Genomic DNA, 19710 nt, shown 5'->3' on the forward strand with positions numbered 1-19710 from the left:
CGGGTCAGGCGGTGCGCGGGAAACGCGCCTGGAAGTCCTGCGCGATCTGGTCGAAGGTCGCCCAGCGGACGCCCTCGTGCCCGTTGATGTGCTCGATCAGCCGCTCCAGCATCAGCAGCACCTGCGGGCGGCCGGACACGTCCGGGTGCACGGTGAAGGTGAAGACCGCGTAGTCGAGTTCGCGGTAGACCCAGTCGAACTGGTCGCGCCAGATCTCTTCGAGGTGGCGCGGGTTGACAAAGCCGTGGCTGTTCGGGCTGGACTTGACGAACATCATCGGCGGCAGGTCGTCGAGGTACCAGCTGGCCGGGATCTCGACCAGGTCGGTCTCGGCGCCGCGGACCAGCGGCTTCATCCAGGTCGAGGCCGGCTTGTCGTAGTCGATCTTGCTCCAGGAGTCGCCGACCCGGACGTAGTACGGCGTGAAGTCGCGGTGCATCAGCGAGTGGTCGTAGCGGATCTTGCGCTCCACCAGCAGTTCGTTGGTGACCGGCGAGAATTCCCACCACGGCGCGACGTAGCCGGTCGGCCGCGTGCCGGTGCGCGCCTGGATCAGCTCCAGGCAGTAGTCGAGGATCTCCGATTCCTGCGCGCGGGTCATCGCGATCGGGTTCTCGTGGCTGTAGCCGTGCAGGCCGATCTCGTGGCCCGCGGCGACCACCTGCTCGAACTGCTCGGGGAAGGTTTCGATCGAGTGGCCGGGCCAGAACCAGGTCGCCGGGAGGCCGTAGCGAGCGAGCAGCTGGTTCAGCCGCGGCACGCCGACCTCGCCGGCGAAGATGCCGCGCGAGATGTCGCCCGGCGAGTCCTCGCCGCCGTACGACCCGAGCCAGCCGCCGACGGCGTCCACGTCGATGCCGAAGGCGACGAAAATTTCCTTGGCCATGCTCAGATTCCTTTCTCACGGTTCGCGCGGCGCCGCAGCCGGTCGGCGGCGGCGTCGGCGGGAAAACGGGACAGCAGCAGCGCGAGCAGGATCCGCGTCTGCGTGAACGGGAGGGCGGTCGCCGGGACCGCGCCGGCGGCGATCGCGTCGACCGCGCCGCCGCTGCCGTAGATGGCGGCGCCCGGTCCGAACGGGACCCGGCTCGACAGCGCCACGACGGTCCCGGCGTCGACGGCCGCGCGCAGCGAGCGCAGGTAGCCGCGGTTGAGGTTCCCGGAACCGGTCCCGGCCAGCACGATCCCGGGCGTCCGCTGCTCGACGAGGTGGTCGAGCAGTTCCGGGGTCGCGCCGGGCGAGAGGGTCAGCGTTTCGACGCGGAGCGAGCCGAATCCGGGACCGGGCAACGGAAGCGGCGCGGACCGGACCGGCCGGGCGGTGATCAGCGGGCCGTCGTCGAGCACCTGCCCGATCGGTCCGCCGGACTGCGCGGCGAACGGCTGCGGCAGCAGGGTGTGCGCCTTTCGCAGGCCCCGCGCGGCGAAAAGCTCGCCGGCGAACGAGACCAGCACGCCGAGCCCGCGGGCCTCGGGCGCGGCCGCGACGGCGATCGCCTGCCGCAGGTTGCGGGGCCCGTCGGAGCCGTCTCGGTCGGGCGCGATCTGCGCGCCGGTGAGCACCACCGGCCGGTCGTCGTCGTGGACCAGGTCCAGCAGGAACGCCGTCTCCTCGATCGTGTCGGTGCCGTGGGTGAGGACGATGCCGTCCACCTCGGGGCGGGCCAGCTGGGCGCGCACCGCTTCGGCGATCGAGGCCAGGTCTTCCAGGGTCAGGTTGAACGAGTTCTCCCGCAGCACGTCGACCGGTTCGACCTTGACCGAGGGGTCTTGCCCGGCCGCCGCGAGCAGCGCGCCGGCTCCGTCGGCGGCGACCGAGGCCCCGCCGGGACCCGTGCGGGAGGCGATGGTGCCCCCGGTGGCCAGGACCACGATGTGCGTCATGAGCGTTGAGTGTGAGCTACACAAACGTTTGAGTCAATCGTTTGTGTCAATCGTTTGTGGCGAGGTGCGCGCGGGCCGGGCATACTGAAGCCCGACGACAGGAGGCAGATGCCCGCGACCGTGCGGCCCTTCACCCAGCGGATGATCGCCGAGGACGTGGGCGTCAGCGTGACGACGGTGTCCCGGGTGCTCAATCCGGCTGAAGAGCATCCGGAGCGCTGGGCGTCGCCGGAGAAGGTCGCGGCGATCCTCGACTCGGCCGAGCGCAACGGCTACCGCCGCAATCCGCACGCCGCGAGCCTGCGCACCGCCCGGTCGAACGTGATCGGCGTGCTGGTCCCCCGGCTGCAGGACTTCGTGCTGGCGACGATCTACGAGGGCATCGACGAGGCCGCGACCGAGGCCGGGATCTCGACCTACGTCACGAACTCGCTCGACAACCCGGAACTGCAGCGCCAGCGCACCCAGCAGATGCTGGACCGCCGGGTGGACGGGCTGATCTTCGGCGACGCGCACTCCGACGACACGTTCCTCGACGGCCTCGCCGAAACCGGCGTCCCGTTCGTGCTGACCTCGCGCAGGCTCGGCAGGCACGTCTCGATCACCTGCGACGACCCGGCGGGCGGGCGGCTGATCGCCGACCATCTGCTGGAGACCGGCCGCCGGGACGTCGCGATCGTCGCCGGGCTCCCGTTCGCGTCGACCGCGCAGGAACGGACCCAGGGGCTGGTCGACCGCTTCGCCGAGGCCGGCATCGAAATCCCCGCGCACCGCATCGTCTACAACGGATTCGACGCGGCGGCCGGACGCGAGGCAGCCGATCAGCTGCTGGCGCGCAAGCCCTATCCGGACGCGATCTTCGCGACCAACGACTTCGCCGCGATCGGCGCGATGGGTTCCTTGCGGGACAAGGGACTCCAGATCCCCGAGGACGTCGCGCTGGTCGGCTACAACGACACTCCCCTCGCCGCGTCGATCTCCATTCCGCTGACGACGATCCGGTCGCCGATGCACGAGATGGGACGCCGGGCGCTGGCGACGCTGCTGCGCAAGCTGGCCGGGCAAGAGGTGGAATCGGAGCGGCTGCAGCCGGAGCTGATCGTGCGGACGTCGACGGTCGGCTGAGTTCCGCAGAAGTCCGTGAGGGGAACCCTGACGGAATCTGATTCCCGCAGGGTTCCCCTCACGACCGGTCCGCGACGCGGTGGCAGGTCACGATTGCCGGTCCATCGAGCCCCAGTCCGCAGGAGCTTCCCGTTCGACCAGCCGCAGCGCTTCGTGCATGACGGCGTCCTCGATCCAGGCCAGCGGCTCCGCGTCCACGACCAGCGGCTCGTTGTCCGGGCCCCGCGCGATCTCCCTGCCCCGCAACAGCCACGGACGCACGCCGGGGCCGCCGCGTTCGCGCAGGTGCTGGTAGTCGTGCAGGCGGCGGGCCAGCCACAGCCGGAGCGAGCGGCCGCGCCACCACGGCTGCCGGGCCAGCGAGTTCGCCGACAGTCCCGGCAGCAGCATCCCGGTGAGCCCGTCGCGGCTTTCCTCGCCGGAGCGCAGGTCCGCGTCCGGGCCGCGCGACCACCGGACGTACAGTTCGTCCTCGCCGGCCCGGCGGAACGCCGAGACCAGTTCGTCGAGGTCGCGCACGACGGGCAGCCGGTTGTCCCATTCCGTCATGGGCCCGGGATTACCCGCGTCCGGCGGAGGCAATCTCAGCGGGCGACGACCCGCACGCCGCGCAGCAACGGATCCACCGGATCGGGCAGGAACATACCCGCGGCCACCCCGCTCCGCAGATAGTCGAGCATCGGCCGGGTCAGCACCTCGCCGGGCAGCACGGCCGGGACGCCGGGCGGGTACGGGCTCATCGTTTCGGCGACGATCCGTCCGGCGGCTTTCTCGACCGGGATCTGTTCGGCCGGGCCGAAGAAGGCGTCGCGCGGCAGCATGGCCTGGTCCGGTTCCAGGTCCTCGGGTGCGGGCAGGTCCACCGATTTCGCGCGGGGCAGCTCATCGGCGTGATCGGACAACGCTTGCAGCGCCTCGACCAGGCGGGCAGCCGTCTCCTCGTCGTCGCCGACGGTCAGCTGGGCGGCGATCCGGCGATGGTCGGAAAGGCCGACGTCGACCCGCTGGTGTTCGCGCAGCCAGTGGTTCGCGTCGTAGCCGGAGCAGCCGAGGCCGGACACGTCGATCAGCATTTTCAGCGGGTCCCGGTCGTCCGCCCGGCCGGGGCCGAGGAGTTCGGCGTCGCCCAGCACGGTGATCCCGGCGATTCCGGCCAGCCGCTTCCGCGTGTCCGCGGCCAGCTCCAGCACGGTGTCGAGCAGGCCTTTTCCGTACTCGACCATCTGCCGTCGCCAGCCGTCGAGTCCGGCGTAGACGAGCGACGACGGGCTGGTCGTGTCGAGCAGGTCGGCGCGCATGGCGAGCACGTCGGCGTCGACCAGGTCGCCGCGCAGGTGGTAGACCGAGCCCTGTTCCAGGCCCGCGCCCATCTTGTGCACGCTCGTCACGCACAGGTCGGCGCCCGCGTCCATCGCCCACGCCGGCAGGTCCGGGTGGAACGGGAAGTGCGCGCCCCAGGCTTCGTCGACGATCAACGGCGCCCCGCGTTCGTGGCAGATCCGCGCGACGCCGCGGATGTCCGCGCAGGACCCGTAATCGGTCGGCGTGATCAGCAGCATTACCTTCGCTGCCGGGTGTTCCGCGAAGGCCGCCTCGGTTTCTTCCGGACCGGGCGGATGGGCGAAGTGCAGGGTCCGGTCCCAGCGCGGGGACACCCACACCGGCCGGACGCCGCTCAGGATGAGCCCGGCGACCACGGATTTGTGCACGTTCCGGGAAATCAGCAGTTCTTCGCCCGGACCCGCGACCGACAGCATCGCCGATTTGACCGACAGCGAACTGCCGCAGGTCGAGAAGAACGCGCGGTCCGCGTGCACCGCGTCCGCCATGAGGTCTTCGGCCTCGTTCAGGACGCCGCGGGTGAGCGCCCGGTCGTCGAGCCCGTTCATCAGGATGATGTCCGAGGCGAACACGTCGCGGCCGACGATCTCCGTCAGCCGGGGGTCGGCGCCGCGGCCCTGTTTGTGCCCGGGCGGCAGGAAGGACACGTGCCCGGACGCGCGGAACCGCCGGATCGCCTCGAGCACTGGTGCGCGGGAATGATCGGCCACCCGCCCCGCTTACCCAGCCGGGCCGATCTCAAACAACGACCCGTTTCAGGGGCCCCGGAAGGGGTAATCCCCGCTGGTCTTCACCCGGAGACGGAGGAATCATGACTCAGATGACAGAACAACCGCAGCAGGCAGGCGGCTCGCTCGCGACGCCGCGGCGCACGTGGATCGGCGACCACGACCCGACGGACCAGAACTGGCAGGAGGTCGGCGACGAGATCCAGCTGGCCGCCCAGCGAGCCGGAAGGGCGTGGCAGCAGCCGGAAACCGATTGAGCGAAACCCCGGGAACGACGACGGCGAAGAGGGATGATCGGGCAGGCGCAGGTGCCTGAACGTCCTCCGGCTTTCGCCGCCGTCGCTTTGTGCGCACCCTCGACCGCCGTCGCCGCACCCCTGTCGACGGCCGGGTCGGCGCAGGTCAGCGCGGCGCGGGTCGGCCAGATGGCCGATGCCCGGACGGGGTTGCCCGCCGACTGGCCTGAATGGACGGACTTTTCGGACGATCCTGTCCGTCCCCCGGTCTCCCTACCTTCGGAGCGCTCCCGCTTCCCGCAGAAGCGGACCGTTGCCGAAGGAGTGCGCATCGATGAAGATGCTCGTGGGGCTCGCCGCGCTCGCCGTCGCGGGAGGTTTGGTCGCCGCGATCTGCCTGGCCGCCGACTCCGGCGGCACCGACTGGCAAGCCGCGTGCGGAACGGCCCCGGCTTCGACGGCGGGCAAGCACCCCGGAGCCGTCGCGGACGCCCGGAAAGCGTTGCTGAGCAACGGGAACGACCCCCGGCTCGAGATGGAGGTCGTCGACCTCGACGCGTGCGCGGTGGAGGTCGGCTGGAAGGCCGATCAGCCGCAGCCGACGGCGTCGGTGGTGAAACTGCTCATCGCGCTTGATCTCCTCGACCGGTCCGGCGTCCCCGAAGACAGCGAGGCCGACGCCGTCCACGCCATGCTCGCGGCCAGCGACGACCGGGTCGCCAGCCGGTTCTGGCAGCAACTCGGCGGACCGGCCATCGTCCGGCGGCAGGCCGGGAAGCTGGGGCTCACGCACACTTCGCCGCCCGACGATCCCGGCCAGTGGGGGTCGACGAAGATGTCGCCGGAGGACGTCGTCACGGTGTACCGGCACATCACCTCGGCACGGTCCGCCGACGAACGCGATTTTCTGACCGAGGCGCTGGAAAGCGCCCCGCTCACCGCCGCCGACGGGTTCGACCAGCATTTCGGGATCCCGCGCGCCTTCCCCGGTGCGACGTGGGCGATCAAACAGGGCTGGGGCACGTCGGAGGGGCGGCGGGTGCTCAACACGACCGGTCTGGTCCGGACCGGGTCGCGGACGTTCGCGGTCGCGGTGATGAGCACGTGGGACGACAGCATCGATGTCGGGACCGCGACCAAGGCGCTCACTACGGCCACGGGGGCGTTGAAGGATTCGCTTGTCGCCAACGGCAAACTCACCTGATTTTGTCCTTTGTGGACCTACTCGGGTGCCCAGCTCAGGCCGTGGCGCTCTGCAGTTTCAGCGGATTCTTCGGCGCGTCCGGCCGCGCGTCGATCATCCGCTGCCCCAATTCCCGCAACTGCTTGCGACCCATGGCCGAGCGGACCTCCGGAAACCACTCGTCCTCTTCTTCCTCGACGTGGTGGCGGACGTTTTCGGTCAGGACGGTCACCTTCGCGTCGAAGGTTTCGTCCTCCGGGTCCAGGTCGAGCAGCTCCGACAGCATCCACACCACGACGTGGTGCTCCTCGACGCTTTCCAGGACGTGGTCCTTGGTCTCCGGCACGGCTTCCTTGGCCGCCGGGTAGAAGATCTCTTCCTCGATGTAGGCGTGAATGGTGAGTTCTTCGATGATCGAGTCGACGATGCGGCGCTTTTTCTTGTGGGCCTTGTCGCCCGCTTTCTCGAACTCCTTGAAAAGCTTCTCCACCGTCTTGTGGTCGTTCTTGAGCAGCACGATCGCGTCGGTCGACATCGGGGTCCTCCCAGTGCGGTCCGGGCGCGGGCAGCGCAGGGTCGCCCCGCCCGCCGTTTCTTGTTCCGCGGATTACCCTTTTCCGGGCCGGGAAAACGTCGTTTGCGCGCGAGGCCGCCGGGGTACTCCGATGCCCCCGACCCCAGGAGAACCTCGGTGAACGACCAGACCGGCGACGAGCTGACCTTCGGCATCGAGGAGGAGTTCTTCGTCGTCGACCGCGACGGCCGGCTGGCCCAGGCGGACGACGTCGTCGACCGCGCCGCGGAAACGGGCGGCGACAACGGCGAACTGCAGCACGAACTGACCCGGGCGCAGGCCGAGATCGCGACCGACGTCTGCCGGACCCGTGGCGAGGCGCTGCAGCGGCTGCGCGAGTTGCGCGAAGACCTGGCGGCGGCCGCGCGGCGGCAGAACCGCCGGTTGCTGCCCGCGGCCTCGCCGCCGGTGTCGGAGGAGGGGTTGCCGGATGTCACGCCGAGTCCGCGCTACGAGCGGATCGGCGAGCATTTCGGGGCGACCGCGCGGACGTCGCTGACCTGCGGGTGTCACGTGCACGTCGCGATCCCGGACAAGGAGACCGGCATCCAGGTGCTCGGGCGGATCCGGCCGTGGCTGCCGGCGTTGCTGACCGTGACGGCAAGTTCCGCGATCGCCGACGGCTACGACACCGGTTACCGCAGCTGGCGCTACCAGCAATGGAGCCGCTGGCCCTCGGCCGGCCCGCCGCCGCGGTTCGCGTCGCTCGACGAGTACGAAGGCGTCGTCGACGCGTGGCTGCGCTCGGGCGCGATCCTCGACCGCGGGATGGTCTACTGGGACGCCCGGCTCTCGGAGAAGCAGCCGACGATCGAGTTCCGCATCGCCGACGTCGCCGCGACGCCCGAGGAGGCGGTCTTGCTGGGAGTGCTCGCGCGAGGCCTGGTCGCCACCGCACTGGCGGACGACGATCCCCCGCCGGACCTGCCGAACGAGGTGCTGCGAGCCCACCTCTGGCGCGCGTCGCGGGACGGCATCAGCGGTTGTTGCCCGCACCCGCGGAGTGGCGATTTGGCCCCGGCGAAGGCGGTGCTCGCGGATTTGATCGAGGTGACGTCGTCCGCGCTGGAATCGGCCGGGGATCTGGAGTTCGCGCAGGAGGCGACGGCACAGCTGTGCGCCGAGGGCTGCGGCGCGGACCGGCAACGGCGGCGGTTCGCTGAGCGGGGGCGGGGCGAGGATGTCGTGGACTTGCTCGCAGGCGCTCCCTGACCGCCAGGCCCGTCAACGCCGGAGCCAGACGATAAACGCGCCGAACGGGGACGCGGCGAGCGACGTCGCGGACCTGGTCGCAGGCACCCCCTCAGCGCCGATGCGCCCACGCCGCAGCCAGGCAATAAACACCGAACGCCGCGAGCCCGAGCGCCACCACCGTCAGCAGCACCGCGCCGAACGGCTGGGCGGCGAGGGTTTTCAGGCTGGCGTCCAACCCGCCCGCCTGTTTCGCGTCGGAGCGGAAACCGGCGTAGCCCAGCAGGAACGCGGTCACCGCGAAAACGACCGCCTTCGCCAGGTATCCGGTGCTGCCCAGCCATCCGACCCAACGGCGGGTCTTGCCGGGCAGCCCAGCTAGGTCTAGATCCTCGAGGAAAGTCTGCTTCACGCCCTTGACCCCGGCCGCGACGGCGACGCCGAGCACGATCGCGGCGGCGGCCACCACGAGTGCGGGACCGGCGGGCAACTGGAGCAGCTTCGCGGTGAATTCCTGCTGGGTCTGATCGCTCGAACCGCCGCCGCCCTGGCCCGCAGCGAGGCGGAAGGCCGTGGCGCCGATCGCGAGCACGACGATTCCTCGCGCGGCGGCGCCGAACCGTTTGCGCGTCCGTTTTCCGCCGCTGGTCCAGGTGTATCCGGTCGCGGCCATCAGGAACTGCCACAACCCGAACGCGACGAGCCCGGCCGCGAGCACCCACAGCAGGACCTGGCCGAACGCCGTCGACCCGACCTCTTGCAACGCGCCCTTCTGGTCGGGCTGTCCGCCGCTGCCGAAGGCGACCCGCAGCGCGAGGTAGGCGAGGATGAGGTGCACGAGCGCGTAACAGGCCATTCCGGCCCGGCCGAGCAGCTGGGCGGTGTCGGTCTTTTCGCCTCGGGCGACCTTGGCGGCGATCCGGTTCATGGGGTGGGGATACCCGCTGTTGCCCCCGCTACCACTGGGCCAGGTGGCGCAATCCGCCACCTCGATGAGCCAGGCTCACGGAGGGTAAGTCCACAGCGGATCTGCGCGGCCGGCCCAGCGCCGTGAGCCCGGCTTGCCGTTCGCAGGTTCAGATCCACGTCGACGCGGGCGGCCGCGCAGGCTCCGGCCCAGTCGCCCGCGGCCCGGCGGGCAGTCGCTGACTCGATCATCGACGGCGGCACGGCGAACTGTCGCACGCGCGTCCAGGAAAGAAGACGAGGATTCTCGTTCGCGGGGAATGGGTGCATCAGCACTCACCCGGGGCGAACGGAACCTCCGATCTGCACGAGTAGTCGTTCATCACACCCGAGCGTAGCAGGATCGCCGCGAGCCGCGCCCGAACGTGTCATATTCTGACACCCGTGGCCGGACGGCACGTTGTTCCGCAGAGCGGTCAGCGGGCAGCACCAGGCGCGTCCGGGCGGCTACGGTCCATGCACGCGACAGGGAGGGAGTCCTGGTGACGGAGCCGAAACGGCAGACCCTCACCGAGCGCCGGGCCGAGGAGCTGCGGATGAGCATCGCGCTCACCGCACGCGACCTGTTCGTGGCCGAGGGCCACACGGCGGTCACTGTCGAGCGGATCTGCGAGATCGTCGGGATCAACCCGCGGACGTTCCACCGGCACTTCCCGGTCAAGGAGGACGTCCTGATGCCGCTGCTGCGCCGCAGCGAACGCGTCATCCTCCAGGGGCTCGAGGACGCGCCGGACGACGCGGACCCGGTCGAGGTCCTGACCGCCGCGCTCACCACGGAACTGAACCGGCGGCAGGTGCCGGAGTACGACCACCAGATCATGACGCTGATCGTCAACACGCCGCAGTACCGGCTCCGGTTCGTGGAGTGGTGCGAGGGGCTCAGCGAGGCGGTGACGCGGTTTCTGGCGCGGTATTACGAGCTCGACGAGGATCCGTTCCTGCGCGAACTCCCGGCGCTGCTGGTGATCCAGACCATGCGGCACGCACTGATCCAGTGGGTACAGAACGGCGGGTCCGATGACTTCGCGGACATCGAACGGTGGGAAGCGCGCGGATTGCGGCTGGCATTGAGCGGATTGACCCGGCTCCCCAAGTAGTCCTTTGTGGACCGGACGCGAAACCCGCCCGGTCCACAAAGGACGTTACGAAGACGCGCCCGCCGCGTGCAGAGCGGCGATGTACCCGTACACCACACCCTGCCCGATCGTCGCGCCCGCGCCCGGGTACGACGCGCCGAAGGCGTTCGCCGCGGTGTTTCCGATCGCGTACAGGCCTTCCACCACGGTGCCGTCCTCGCGCAGGACTCGGGCGTGTTCGTCAGCGACCAATCCCCCGCACGTGCCGAGGTCGCTCAGGACCACCTTGACCGCGTAGTACGGGGCGCGGCGCAGCGGGGCCAGGTTTGGGTTGGGGGCGATCGTGGGGTCGCCGTAGTAACGGTCGTACGCGCTGTCTCCGCGGCCGAAGGCGGTGTCGCGTCCGGCGGTGGCGAGAGTGTTGAACTGTTGGAAGGTGTCCTGGAAGGAATCGGCCGGAACGCCGATCGCCCGGGCGAGTGCGCCGAGGTCGTCCGACTTGTGGGCGATTCCTGCCCGGTACCACGATTCCGGGAGCGGCTGCCGGGGGAAGCAGCGGCCGGCGAGGATGTAGCTGTCGCGGTAGCGCTGGTCGAAAACCAGCCACATCTCCTCGACCGGCGTCCCGGCTCGGTCGCGCGCCAGGATTTCCTGCCCGAACGACATGTAGTCGGTCGCCTCGTTGATGAACCGTTTCCCGGTCTGGTCGACGATGAACGAACCTGGCAGCGAACGTTCGGCGAGCATGACCGCCGGGGCGCCGCCTGGCACTGGGGCGAAGGCGGGGAACCACCAGGCCTGGTCCAGCAAAGCGGTGCCCGCGCCGAGTTCCTGGCCGGCCAGGATACCGTCGCCGGTGTTGCCTTCCGCACCCAGGCTGTACTCGCCGAGCCGCGGCGACTGGAACTTGTGCCGTGCCTCGACGTCGTGGTCGAAGCCGCCCGTGGCCAGGACGACACCGCGCCGGGCCTGCACGGTGACTTCGCGATCCCCTTGCCGCAGAACGGCTCCGGTGACCCGGTCGCCGTCGCGCAGCAGGCGGACGAGGGCGGTCTCTGTCCACACGGGAATGCCCGCGCGCAGCACGCCCGCGAACATCCCGGCCGCAAGCGCTTGCCCGCCCGCCAGGTAGTCGCGGCCGATCAGCATGCCGCCGATGCCCAGCGCGGCCCGGGCGAAGATCCGCGGCAGCGCCTTGAGCGGCTTGCGCGCCACCAGGTTCATCCACTTGTAGTCCGCGCCGGTGACCGGCATCGGGACCGGCGCTTCCATCACGCCGGGACGCAGCCTGGGGCGCTCGTCGCCGAGGACGGAGGCGTTGAACGGGCGGCATTCGCACGTCCGGCCTTCCGCACGGCCGCCCGGTTCCTCGGGGTGGTAGTCGGAATAGCCCTTGGCCCAGAAGAACCGCATGGGAGTGGTGCGGCGCAGCATGTCGACGGCGGCGGCGCCGTGCTCGAGGTAGGCGCGGCCGCGTTCGGCCGGGGCCGAGTCGCCGATCACGGCGTTCAGGTAGGTGCCCGCGTCGGCGACCGAGCGGTCCGGCAACGCGGCGTTCCCGGGGATCCAGAACGCCCCGCCGGAACGCGCGGTCGATCCGCCGACGTAGCCGGTCTTCTCGACGACCAAAGTGGACAGTCCGCGTTCGTGGGCCGCGAGCGCGGCGGCCATCCCGGTTCCCGAGCCGACGACGAGGAGATCGACGGTCGTGTCCTCGGCCGGCACGAGCGCGGGCATTTTCTTCTTCATGTCCTTCGAACTCCACTTCGTTCTCGGCAGGAGGCCGGGTCACCGTATTTCGCCGGGTGCGCCGGTCCCCCGGCCGAGTCCAGTCAGCGGAACATCAGCGGCCGAGGAATGCCAGGACAGTGGCTTCCCAGGCGGCTTTCTGCTCGATCATCACCCAGTGCCCGCAGTTCGGGAAGATGTGCACCTCGCCCTGCGGCAGGGCACGCATCGGGAGCAACGCCATGTCGACCGGGCTGACGCGGTCGTCGCGGCCCCAGGTGACCAGGGTCGGGACGTCGAGGCGGCGAAGCTGGGCCCAGGCGGGGGTTTCCGCGCTGCGTGCGGCGGCCGCCATCGCGGCCAGTGCCGCCGCGCCGTACATCCGGCGCGAGTTCTCCAGCGTGGCGGGATCCGTTGCCTGGCTCCAGCGTTCCTCGATCAGTTCCTCGGTGACCATCGCCTGGTCGTAGACCATCGAGCGCAGCCAGGCGACGAGCGCGGCACGGGTCGGGTTTTCGACGAACTCGCTGAGCCGGACGATCCCTTCCCCGGGCTGGGCACTGAAAATCGGGGTCCCGATGCCGCCGATCGTGACCAGCCGCTCGACGCGTTCGGGGGCCGCGAGGGCGAAATCCGTCGCGACGAACCCGCCCATCGAGTTGCCGACCATGCGCACGCGGTCTAGGGAGAGACCGTCGAGCAGCGCGCGCACGGCGGTCCTGGCGGACTGCATCGGGTGCACGGCACCGAAATCGTCGCTGACCCCGAAACCCGGGAACTCCAGGACGATGGTGCGGTAGTGCGGGGCGAAGGTCGGCAGGTTGGCGCCGAAGTTGCGCCATCCGGTCACGCCCGGCCCGGAACCGTGCAGCAGCACCAAAGGCGGACCGTCGCCGCTTTCGCGGTAGCGCAGGACGCCGTGTTCGGTGGGGAGTTCAAGCAGTTCGGGGGTCATGGCCCGACCTTGCCAGCGGAACCGGGGCCGGTCGATCGCCCTTCCCGATCAGCGGACGCCCGCGCTGATCCGCCCGTAGCGGCCCCGGAAAAAGACCAGCGGCTCCAGGTCGGACGAGTACAGATGCCGCACCCGCGAAACGACGATCGCGTGATCGCCTGCCACGTGCTCGGCATCGAGTTCCGCCTCGATCCACGCCAGCGAACCGGCCACCACGGGCGCGCCCGAAGGCGACGGCGTCCAGTCGATCCCCGCGAACTTGTCGACGCCCCGGGCCGCCAGCTGACGGCACACCGCCTCCTGCGACTCGGACAGGATGCTGATCGCATAACATCCCGCCGAGCGCACCCGCGGCCACGAAGTGCTCGTCGCGGCCACGCAGAAGGCGACCAGCGGCGGATCCAGCGACACCGACGTGAACGAGTTCGCCGCCAGCCCGACCGGCGAGCCGGTTTCCTCGTCCATGCCGGTGATCGCCACGACGCCGGTCGCGAAATGTCCCAGCACAGTGCGCATCAGGGCAGGGTCGGACGGTTCGGTCACTGCACTTCCCCCTTCGCCGCGGCGCGCCCGGCCCGGCGTCCGTAGAAACTGCCGTCGCCCAGCGAAGCGCCGCTGACGTAACCGCCGGTGCAGATCCCCGCCGTGCAGCGGCCAGCCGCGAACAACCCCGGGATCGGTGCCCCGGACACGTGCAGCACCCGCGAGTCCAGGTCGGTCCGCAGTCCGCCCAGCGGGAAGCCTGCGGTAGCGCCCCGCAGGTCGAAGGCGGCGACCGCGCCGGTGAGCGGGCGCAGCCATTCCGGTTTCTTGCCGAACAGCGGGTCCCGGCCTTGCGCCGCATACGTGTTGTAAAGCTCGACCGTGGTTTGCAGCGCCCGTTCCGGGAGGCCCATGTCGGCCTCGAGTTCGGCGACGGTCTCCGCGGCCCAGGTCGGCGGGACGCGGAAGTTCGGGGTCGCGGTCTCGGTCGCGAGCGCTTCCTCGTGCGCTTGTTCGTCGATCACCAGGTACGCCTGGTTGTCCTGGTGGAACAGCGTCGCCTGGCCGATGCGGCCCGGGTACGTGTCCTCCGTGACGTAACGCTGGCCCTGGCCGTTGACGAGGATGCCGCGCGCCATCATCTGCGGGTCGCCGAAGAACGCGACCTCCGTGGCGTCCATGTGCGCGGTCGCCGCACCGAACGCGGTGGCCGCCAGGATGCCGACGCCGTCGTGTTCTTCGATGGCGGCTCCCGGGCGGCCGATCAACCGCGGCGCGTGATCGGCGACCATCTGCTCTGAGTAGGCGAATCCGCCGGTAGCCAGGACGACACCGAGGTCGGCCCGCACGGCGATCTCGCGTCCGTAGCGGCGCGCGAGCACTCCGACGACTCGGTCTCCGTCCACAATGAGACTGCTCAGGCGGACGTCGTAGGAAACGCGCACGCCGAGCGCTTCCGCGGTCTCCGCGAGCGGCTTCATCAGCATGTATCCGCCGCCTTGCTCGCCCGTGCGCTTGTTGCTCATCCGCGGCACGTGCCCGCGCGGCGCAGGCCTGGCGACGGCGTTGAACGGGGCCGCGTTCTCGCCGCCGGAGTACGCCAGGCCTTCGTCGTGCGGCGGTTCCCAGCCGGGCTCGTCCCAGAGTGCCTCGCGGAAGGGCACGCCGTTGCCGACCAGCCAGTCGTAGTGCTCCAGGCTGCCGCGGCAGTAGTCGGCGATCTTGGCTTCGTCCGCGCCCGGGCCGACGGCCGCGAGCAGGAACTTCTCCATGTTCTCCGCGCTGTCCTCGCAACCGAGGGCGCGCTGGAGCGGAGTGCCGCCGCCGAGGTACACGAACCCGCCGGCCAGCGCCGCCGCGCCGCCCCAGCCGCTCGTGCGTTCCAGGATCAGCACCTGCGCGCCGGACCTCGCCGCCTCGATCGCCGCGGACACCCCGGCGATGCCGTACCCGGCGATCACCACGTCCGCGGACTCGTGCCATTCGGCGATCGAGGCGGCCGGGACGGGACGCAGTCGGTCGGTCGTCATGGATCAGTCCTTCCTAGGCCAGGAGGTCCCGCATCATCTGCCAGAGCTTCTCGCGCGCGGGTTCGGTCAGGGACAGCGCCGGGATCGTCAGGAAACCGTGGAACAGGCCCTCGAACCGGTGCGCGGTGACTGCTGTCCCGGACTCCCGCAGGCGCTGCGCGTAGTCGTCGCCGGAGCTGCAGAGCGGGTCCAGTTCGGCGGTCGCGACCACGGCGGGCGGAAGGTCTGCCAGCGACTCCGCCCGCGTAGGCACCAGGTAGGAGCTGTCAGTTCCGTCCGGCGCGTATTGCGCCCAGTACCACCGCATGGCGCGCTCGGTGTTGTAGTAGCCCTCGCCATACCGCTGGTAGGACTCGGTGGCGAAATCGTCGTCGATCACCGGGTACAGCAGGACTTGCCCGGCGATGCGCGGGCCGCCGCGGTCGCGGGCAGCGAGGCACACCGTGGCGGCCAGGTTGCCCCCGGCGCTGTCGCCGGCCACGCCGATCCGGGCCGGGTCTCCCCCGTACTCAGCGGCGTGTTCAGCCGCCCAGACCAGGGCCGCGTACAGGTCCTCCATCGCCGCGGGTCCGGGATGTTCCGGGGCCAGCCGGTAGTCGACCGCGATCACGACCGCACCCACCGCGGCGGCCATCGAGCGGCAGAACTCGTCGTGGCTGTCGAGGTCGCAGAACACGAATCCGCCGCCGTGCGCGAAGACAACCACCGGAAGCGGCCCATCGTGCTCTGGCACGTAGATCCGCAGCGGCAGGTCTCCGCCGGGGCCTTCGATTACGCGGTCCTCCGCGATCCGCATCGCGGGCTGGTGGGTCAGCGGCGCCCGGCGGGACCGGATGATCGCCCGCAGTTCGGCGGGCTCGTGCTGGGTCACGTCCGGGAAATCGGCCAGCCCGGCCAGCATCGCCTTCACCTCGGCGCCCGCGGGATCGTCCAGCACGAACCCGCGATACCCGGCAGCCGCGACGTCGTCGCAGATCGCGCGGTATTTGCCGAGCCCGCCGATGTAGGGCATGAACACCCGGGGCTTGCCGGGGATGTTCGCGCCGAGGTACCAGGAATTGGCGGCCGGGAACAACGTCGCCGCCGCGTTGGCGTTGCACTCGGCCACCCAGTGCGCGACAGCCTCCTCGGTCGCCTCAATGGTCGACACCCGGTTTTCGTCGAGATAGTCCACACAGGACGCGATCCAGTCCACGTGTTGTTCCGCAGTCAGCACCATGTTCGCCAGGACACTCGGGCTGCCGGGCCCGGAAACGATGAACATGTTGGGGAATCCGGCGACCGTCAGTCCGAGATAGGTGCGCGGGCCCGCCGACCACGCGTCGCGCAGCGTGCGCCCGTTCCGGCCGCGGATGTCGATCCGGGACAGCGAACCCGTCATGGCGTCGAAGCCGGTGGCGAAGATCAGCAGGTCGAGTTCGTGGAGAGCGTCCGACGTGCGTACTCCGTCCGGCGTGATCTCGCTGATCGGCGTGCGCCGGAGGTTGACCAGCTTGACGTTTTCCCGGTTGTACGCCTCGAAATAGCCGCTGTCGGTGACGATGCGTTTCGTGCCGATCGGATGGTCGTCCGGGATGAGCTGCTCGGCGATCTCCGGATCGTGCACGAGTTCGCGGATCTTCGCCTCGACGTACTCGCGGGCGGTGTCGTTGGCGGCGAGATTCGTGGTCTGGTCGGGAAAAGCCTTGGCGAACAGGTATCCCCCGCGTTCCCACCACTGGTCGTAGATCCGGGTCCGTTCGGCGGCATCGACCTCGAGCGCGCCGCGCGGGTGCGGGCTGTTGGGCGTGCCGCCGCCGCTGATCCGCGACAGCCGCCGCCGTTCGGGATAGCCGGCTTTGACCTCCGCGACGTACTCCGGGGTGAGCGGGTGGTTCCGCGCGGGAATCGAATAGTTGGGGCTGCGCTGGAAAACCGTGACCCGCGCGGCGGTTTCGGCGACGACCGGAATCGCCTGGATCCCGGACGACCCGGTCCCGATCACGCCGACCCGCTTGCCCGCGAAGTCCACGGCGTGCCGCGGCCAGGCGCCGGTGTGGTACAGCTCGCCCGCGAAACTGTCCCGTCCGGGAATCTCCGGCAGGTTCGTCGCGGACAGGACACCGGTGGCCAGCACGAGGAACCGCGCGCCGACGGTCCGGGCGGTGTCGGTGCTGACCGTCCACCGTCCGGACCGTTCGTCGTACTCCGCCGCCGTCACCCGGGTCGAGAACTCGTACGCGGGACGCAGGTCGTGCCGGTCCGCGACGTGGTCGAGGTACCGCAGGATCTCTTCCTGGGTCGCGAACCGTTCGCTCCACGTCCAGTCCTGCTGCAGTTCTTCGTCGAACGAGTAGGAATAGTCGATGCTTTCGACGTCGCACCGCGCACCGGGGTACCGGTTGTGGTACCAGGTGCCGCCCACCCCGGCCGCGCTCTCGAAGCCCCGCACCCGCATGCCGCGCGCGCGGAGTTTGTGCACCGCGTAGAGACCGGCGATCCCGGCCCCGACGACGACTGCGTCGAAACAGTTTTCCACGTTGGTTCCCCTAGGTGCGGCAGTCGGCTCAGGCTTCTCCGCGCGCGGCGGCTTCCTTCATTTCCTTCATCCAGAGCCATTCGTGGCCCCAGTAGCTGTCCGCGGTGATTTCCTCGGCGGTGTAATAGCTTTCGTCGACGAGCTGGCCGCCGTAGCCGTACTCGATGTCCCAGCCGCCGGGGACGCGGACGTAGAACGAGATCATCTTGTCGTTGGTGTGCCGCCCCAGCGTCGAGGACACCGGGAAATCGCGCGCCAGGACCTGGTCGTAGGCGCGGCCGACCGCGTCGAGCGAATCGACCTCGACCATGACGTGGATGAGGCCCGGGTCGCGGCCCTCCAGGCTCGGCATGATCGCCAGGCTGTGGTGGCGCCGGTTGATCCCGAGGAACCGGATCCGCAGCGGGCCGGCTTCCGGCGGGCCGGGCATCCGGAACGCGCCGCGGGACAGGAAGCCGAGCGTTTCGGTGTAGAACTCGAAGGACTCGTCGAAGCTGGTGGTCGGCATGACCACGTGCCCGAGGCCCTGCGCGCCGGTGACGAACTTGTGGGCGTATTTGGTGAGCACCGGGCTGTGTTCGAGGACCGGCCCATGGAAGAACTCGAGCGGCGTGCCGCCCGGGTCCTTCGCGGAGAACCCGGCCTCGACCTTGCGCCGGTCCGCGAGTTCCTGCGACATCGGCGTGCAGTCCACCCCGGCCTTTTCGAGGGTCTCGCGGAGCCGGCGCAACGCCGGGGCGTCCCGCACCTCCCAGCCGACCGCCGTCACGCGGTCGGCGTCGCCGTGCTCCACGGTGATCCGGGACGGCCGCTCGTCCATCCGGAAGTGCAGCGCGTCCTTTTCGTCGCCGAAGCCCGGCGCGAAACCGAGCACGTCGAAGCCGAGTTCGCGCCAGCGTTCGAGGTCGGTGGCGATGACCCGGACGTAGCCGAGTCCTTTGATTTCGCTCATCGTGGGTGTCCTTTCTCAGATCATCACGCGCAGCGGGCCCTGCGGGACTTCGACGTCCAGCGACGCCAGCGCGGCGGCGTGGTAAGTGGTGCTCGTGACGTGGATGGCGTGGTGCAGACCGGCGTGCGCGTCGCGCCAGAAGCGCTGCAACGGGTTGTCCATCCGCAACGCGTTGCCGCCGGCGCGGTCGAAGATCTCGTCCGCGGCGCGCACCGCCCGCCACGCCGCGCGGGCTTGGTCCCGGCGGATCCGGGCACGCGTGGCGAAGTCGATCTCCTCGCCGCGGTCGACCTTGTCCCACACGCGGTCCACATTGGACAGAAGCTGCTGGCGCGCGGCGTCGATCTCCGAGGCCGAGTCGCTGAGCGCGTGCAGCACGTACGGGTCGTCCTTGACGAGGGTTCCGGTCGCGCCGACGCGGTTGCGCTGGTAGTCGATCCCGGCGGCCAGCACGCCCTCGCAGATGCCGATGGTCGCCGAGGTGATGCCGAGCGGGAAGATCGTCGACCACGGCATCTTGTACAGCGTCTCGGTGACGCCGTACTCCCTCGCCGCCGAGCCGTCGATGACCTTGTCCGCGTCCATCACCCGGTACGCCGGCACGAACGCGTCCTTGACCACGATGTCCTTGCTGCCGGTGCCGCGCAGGCCGACGACGTCCCAGGAACCGTCGATGATCTCGTAGTCCGAACGCGGCAGGATCACGTGCATGCTGTGCGGCGGCATCAGCGGCTGGCCGTCCTTTCCGCCGAGCAGTGCGCCGAGGAAGATCCAGTCGCAGTGGTCGGTGCCCGACGAGAACTGCCAGCGGCCGTTCAGCACGAAGCCGCCGTCGGCCGGAACCGCGACCCCGGCGGGCATGTACGGCGACGCCTGCCAGGTGTCGGTGTCCTCGCCCAGGATCTCTTCCTGCACCTTCGGGTCGGCGAAGGCGAGCTGCCACGGGTGCACGCCGACGATGCCGCCCACCCAGCCGGCCGACCCGTAGATGCTCGCCGTCTTCATGACGGTTTCGGCGAACTCGCGCGGGTGCGCCTCGTAGCCGTTGTACTTCTTGCGCTGCAGCAAGCGGATGATGCCCGCTTGCTTGAGCCGCTTCGCCATGTCGTCCGGCAACCGGCCGAGCGACTCGCCTTCGTCGGCGCCGGCCCGGAGTTCTTCGGCGATCGCCTCGATGTTGTCGATTGCTGCATGCGGCATGACGGCTCCTTGTGTGTGGGTCGAGCTTGCCAACCGGGAAA

18 protein-coding genes are annotated in these 19710 nt (G+C 70.0%); 5 read left to right on the forward strand and 13 right to left on the reverse strand.

What is annotated here, in order from left to right:
• Positions 1–4: 4 nt before the first annotated feature.
• Positions 5–886, reverse strand: a complete 882-nt coding sequence (locus tag PUT80_RS26180; RefSeq protein ID WP_043839932.1) for a polysaccharide deacetylase — start codon at positions 884–886, stop codon at positions 5–7.
• A gap of 2 nt (positions 887–888) precedes the next feature.
• On the reverse strand, positions 889–1884 hold the full coding sequence (locus PUT80_RS26185; RefSeq protein WP_275293818.1) for an asparaginase: 996 nt from the start codon (positions 1882–1884) through the stop codon (positions 889–891).
• Between the two features lie 108 nt (positions 1885–1992).
• Here PUT80_RS26185 and PUT80_RS26190 point away from each other — a divergent pair, with 108 nt between their 5' ends.
• On the forward strand, positions 1993–3009 hold the full coding sequence (locus tag PUT80_RS26190) for a substrate-binding domain-containing protein (protein WP_275293819.1): 1017 nt from the start codon (positions 1993–1995) through the stop codon (positions 3007–3009).
• Positions 3010–3096: 87 nt separating this feature from the next.
• On the opposite strand, the gene PUT80_RS26195 is transcribed toward PUT80_RS26190, so the two are convergent.
• Together PUT80_RS26195 and PUT80_RS26200 are read right to left on the reverse strand one after the other, a co-directional pair.
• Positions 3097–3558: a DUF6098 family protein gene (locus tag PUT80_RS26195; RefSeq protein WP_275293820.1), complete on the reverse strand. Its 462-nt coding sequence runs from the start codon at positions 3556–3558 to the stop codon at positions 3097–3099.
• Between the two features lie 35 nt (positions 3559–3593).
• A complete protein-coding gene (locus PUT80_RS26200; protein WP_275293821.1) occupies positions 3594–5060 on the reverse strand; it encodes a PLP-dependent transferase in 1467 nt (488 codons plus the stop codon).
• 101 nt (positions 5061–5161) lie between these two features.
• Here PUT80_RS26200 and PUT80_RS26205 point away from each other — a divergent pair, with 101 nt between their 5' ends.
• Together PUT80_RS26205 and PUT80_RS26210 are read left to right on the forward strand one after the other, a co-directional pair.
• The gene (locus tag PUT80_RS26205) at positions 5162–5335 is read left to right on the forward strand and encodes a hypothetical protein (protein WP_158691544.1); all 174 of its coding nucleotides are present in this window, start codon (positions 5162–5164) and stop codon (positions 5333–5335) included.
• 313 nt (positions 5336–5648) lie between these two features.
• Positions 5649–6518, forward strand: a complete 870-nt coding sequence (locus tag PUT80_RS26210) for a serine hydrolase (protein ID WP_275293822.1) — start codon at positions 5649–5651, stop codon at positions 6516–6518.
• Between the two features lie 34 nt (positions 6519–6552).
• Here PUT80_RS26210 and PUT80_RS26215 read toward each other — a convergent pair whose 3' ends face one another.
• On the reverse strand, positions 6553–7032 hold the full coding sequence (locus tag PUT80_RS26215; RefSeq protein WP_275293823.1) for a hemerythrin domain-containing protein: 480 nt from the start codon (positions 7030–7032) through the stop codon (positions 6553–6555).
• Positions 7033–7188: 156 nt separating this feature from the next.
• On the opposite strand from PUT80_RS26215, the gene PUT80_RS26220 reads away from it, so the two are divergent.
• Positions 7189–8283, forward strand: a complete 1095-nt coding sequence (locus PUT80_RS26220) for a glutamate--cysteine ligase (RefSeq protein WP_275293824.1) — start codon at positions 7189–7191, stop codon at positions 8281–8283.
• A 91-nt stretch (positions 8284–8374) separates the two neighbouring features.
• Here PUT80_RS26220 and PUT80_RS26225 read toward each other — a convergent pair whose 3' ends face one another.
• Complete coding sequence (locus PUT80_RS26225) at positions 8375–9190, reverse strand: DUF1206 domain-containing protein (protein WP_275293825.1); 816 nt, start codon at positions 9188–9190, stop codon at positions 8375–8377.
• A 520-nt stretch (positions 9191–9710) separates the two neighbouring features.
• Here PUT80_RS26225 and PUT80_RS26230 point away from each other — a divergent pair.
• Entirely contained in the window at positions 9711–10325 is a 615-nt protein-coding gene (locus PUT80_RS26230; protein ID WP_037810767.1) for a TetR/AcrR family transcriptional regulator, read from the forward strand.
• Between the two features lie 45 nt (positions 10326–10370).
• On the opposite strand, the gene PUT80_RS26235 is transcribed toward PUT80_RS26230, so the two are convergent.
• The 7 genes from PUT80_RS26235 to PUT80_RS26270 form a co-directional block, all read right to left on the reverse strand.
• Positions 10371–12053, reverse strand: coding sequence for a 3-ketosteroid-delta-1-dehydrogenase (locus tag PUT80_RS26235; protein WP_275293826.1), 1683 nt, complete (start codon positions 12051–12053; stop codon positions 10371–10373).
• 94 nt (positions 12054–12147) lie between these two features.
• Positions 12148–12987, reverse strand: a complete 840-nt coding sequence (locus PUT80_RS26240; protein WP_275293827.1) for an alpha/beta fold hydrolase — start codon at positions 12985–12987, stop codon at positions 12148–12150.
• A gap of 48 nt (positions 12988–13035) precedes the next feature.
• Complete coding sequence (locus PUT80_RS26245; protein ID WP_275293828.1) at positions 13036–13503, reverse strand: flavin reductase family protein; 468 nt, start codon at positions 13501–13503, stop codon at positions 13036–13038.
• A gap of 23 nt (positions 13504–13526) precedes the next feature.
• Positions 13527–14999 (reverse strand): FAD-dependent oxidoreductase, encoded by a 1473-nt coding sequence (locus PUT80_RS26250; protein ID WP_275293829.1) that lies wholly within the window; start codon positions 14997–14999, stop codon positions 13527–13529.
• A gap of 13 nt (positions 15000–15012) precedes the next feature.
• Positions 15013–17517, reverse strand: a complete 2505-nt coding sequence (locus PUT80_RS46325; RefSeq protein WP_343076905.1) for an alpha/beta hydrolase fold domain-containing protein — start codon at positions 17515–17517, stop codon at positions 15013–15015.
• Positions 17518–17545: 28 nt separating this feature from the next.
• Positions 17546–18469 (reverse strand): VOC family protein, encoded by a 924-nt coding sequence (locus PUT80_RS26265; protein WP_037810757.1) that lies wholly within the window; start codon positions 18467–18469, stop codon positions 17546–17548.
• A gap of 15 nt (positions 18470–18484) precedes the next feature.
• Positions 18485–19669 carry an acyl-CoA dehydrogenase family protein gene (locus PUT80_RS26270; RefSeq protein ID WP_275293830.1) on the reverse strand — a complete coding sequence of 395 codons (1185 nt, stop codon included), beginning with the start codon at positions 19667–19669 and terminating at the stop codon, positions 18485–18487.
• Positions 19670–19710 lie beyond the last annotated feature (41 nt).

Source organism: Amycolatopsis sp. La24 (genome assembly GCF_029087445.1).
Lineage (GTDB): Bacteria > Actinomycetota > Actinomycetes > Mycobacteriales > Pseudonocardiaceae > Amycolatopsis > Amycolatopsis nivea.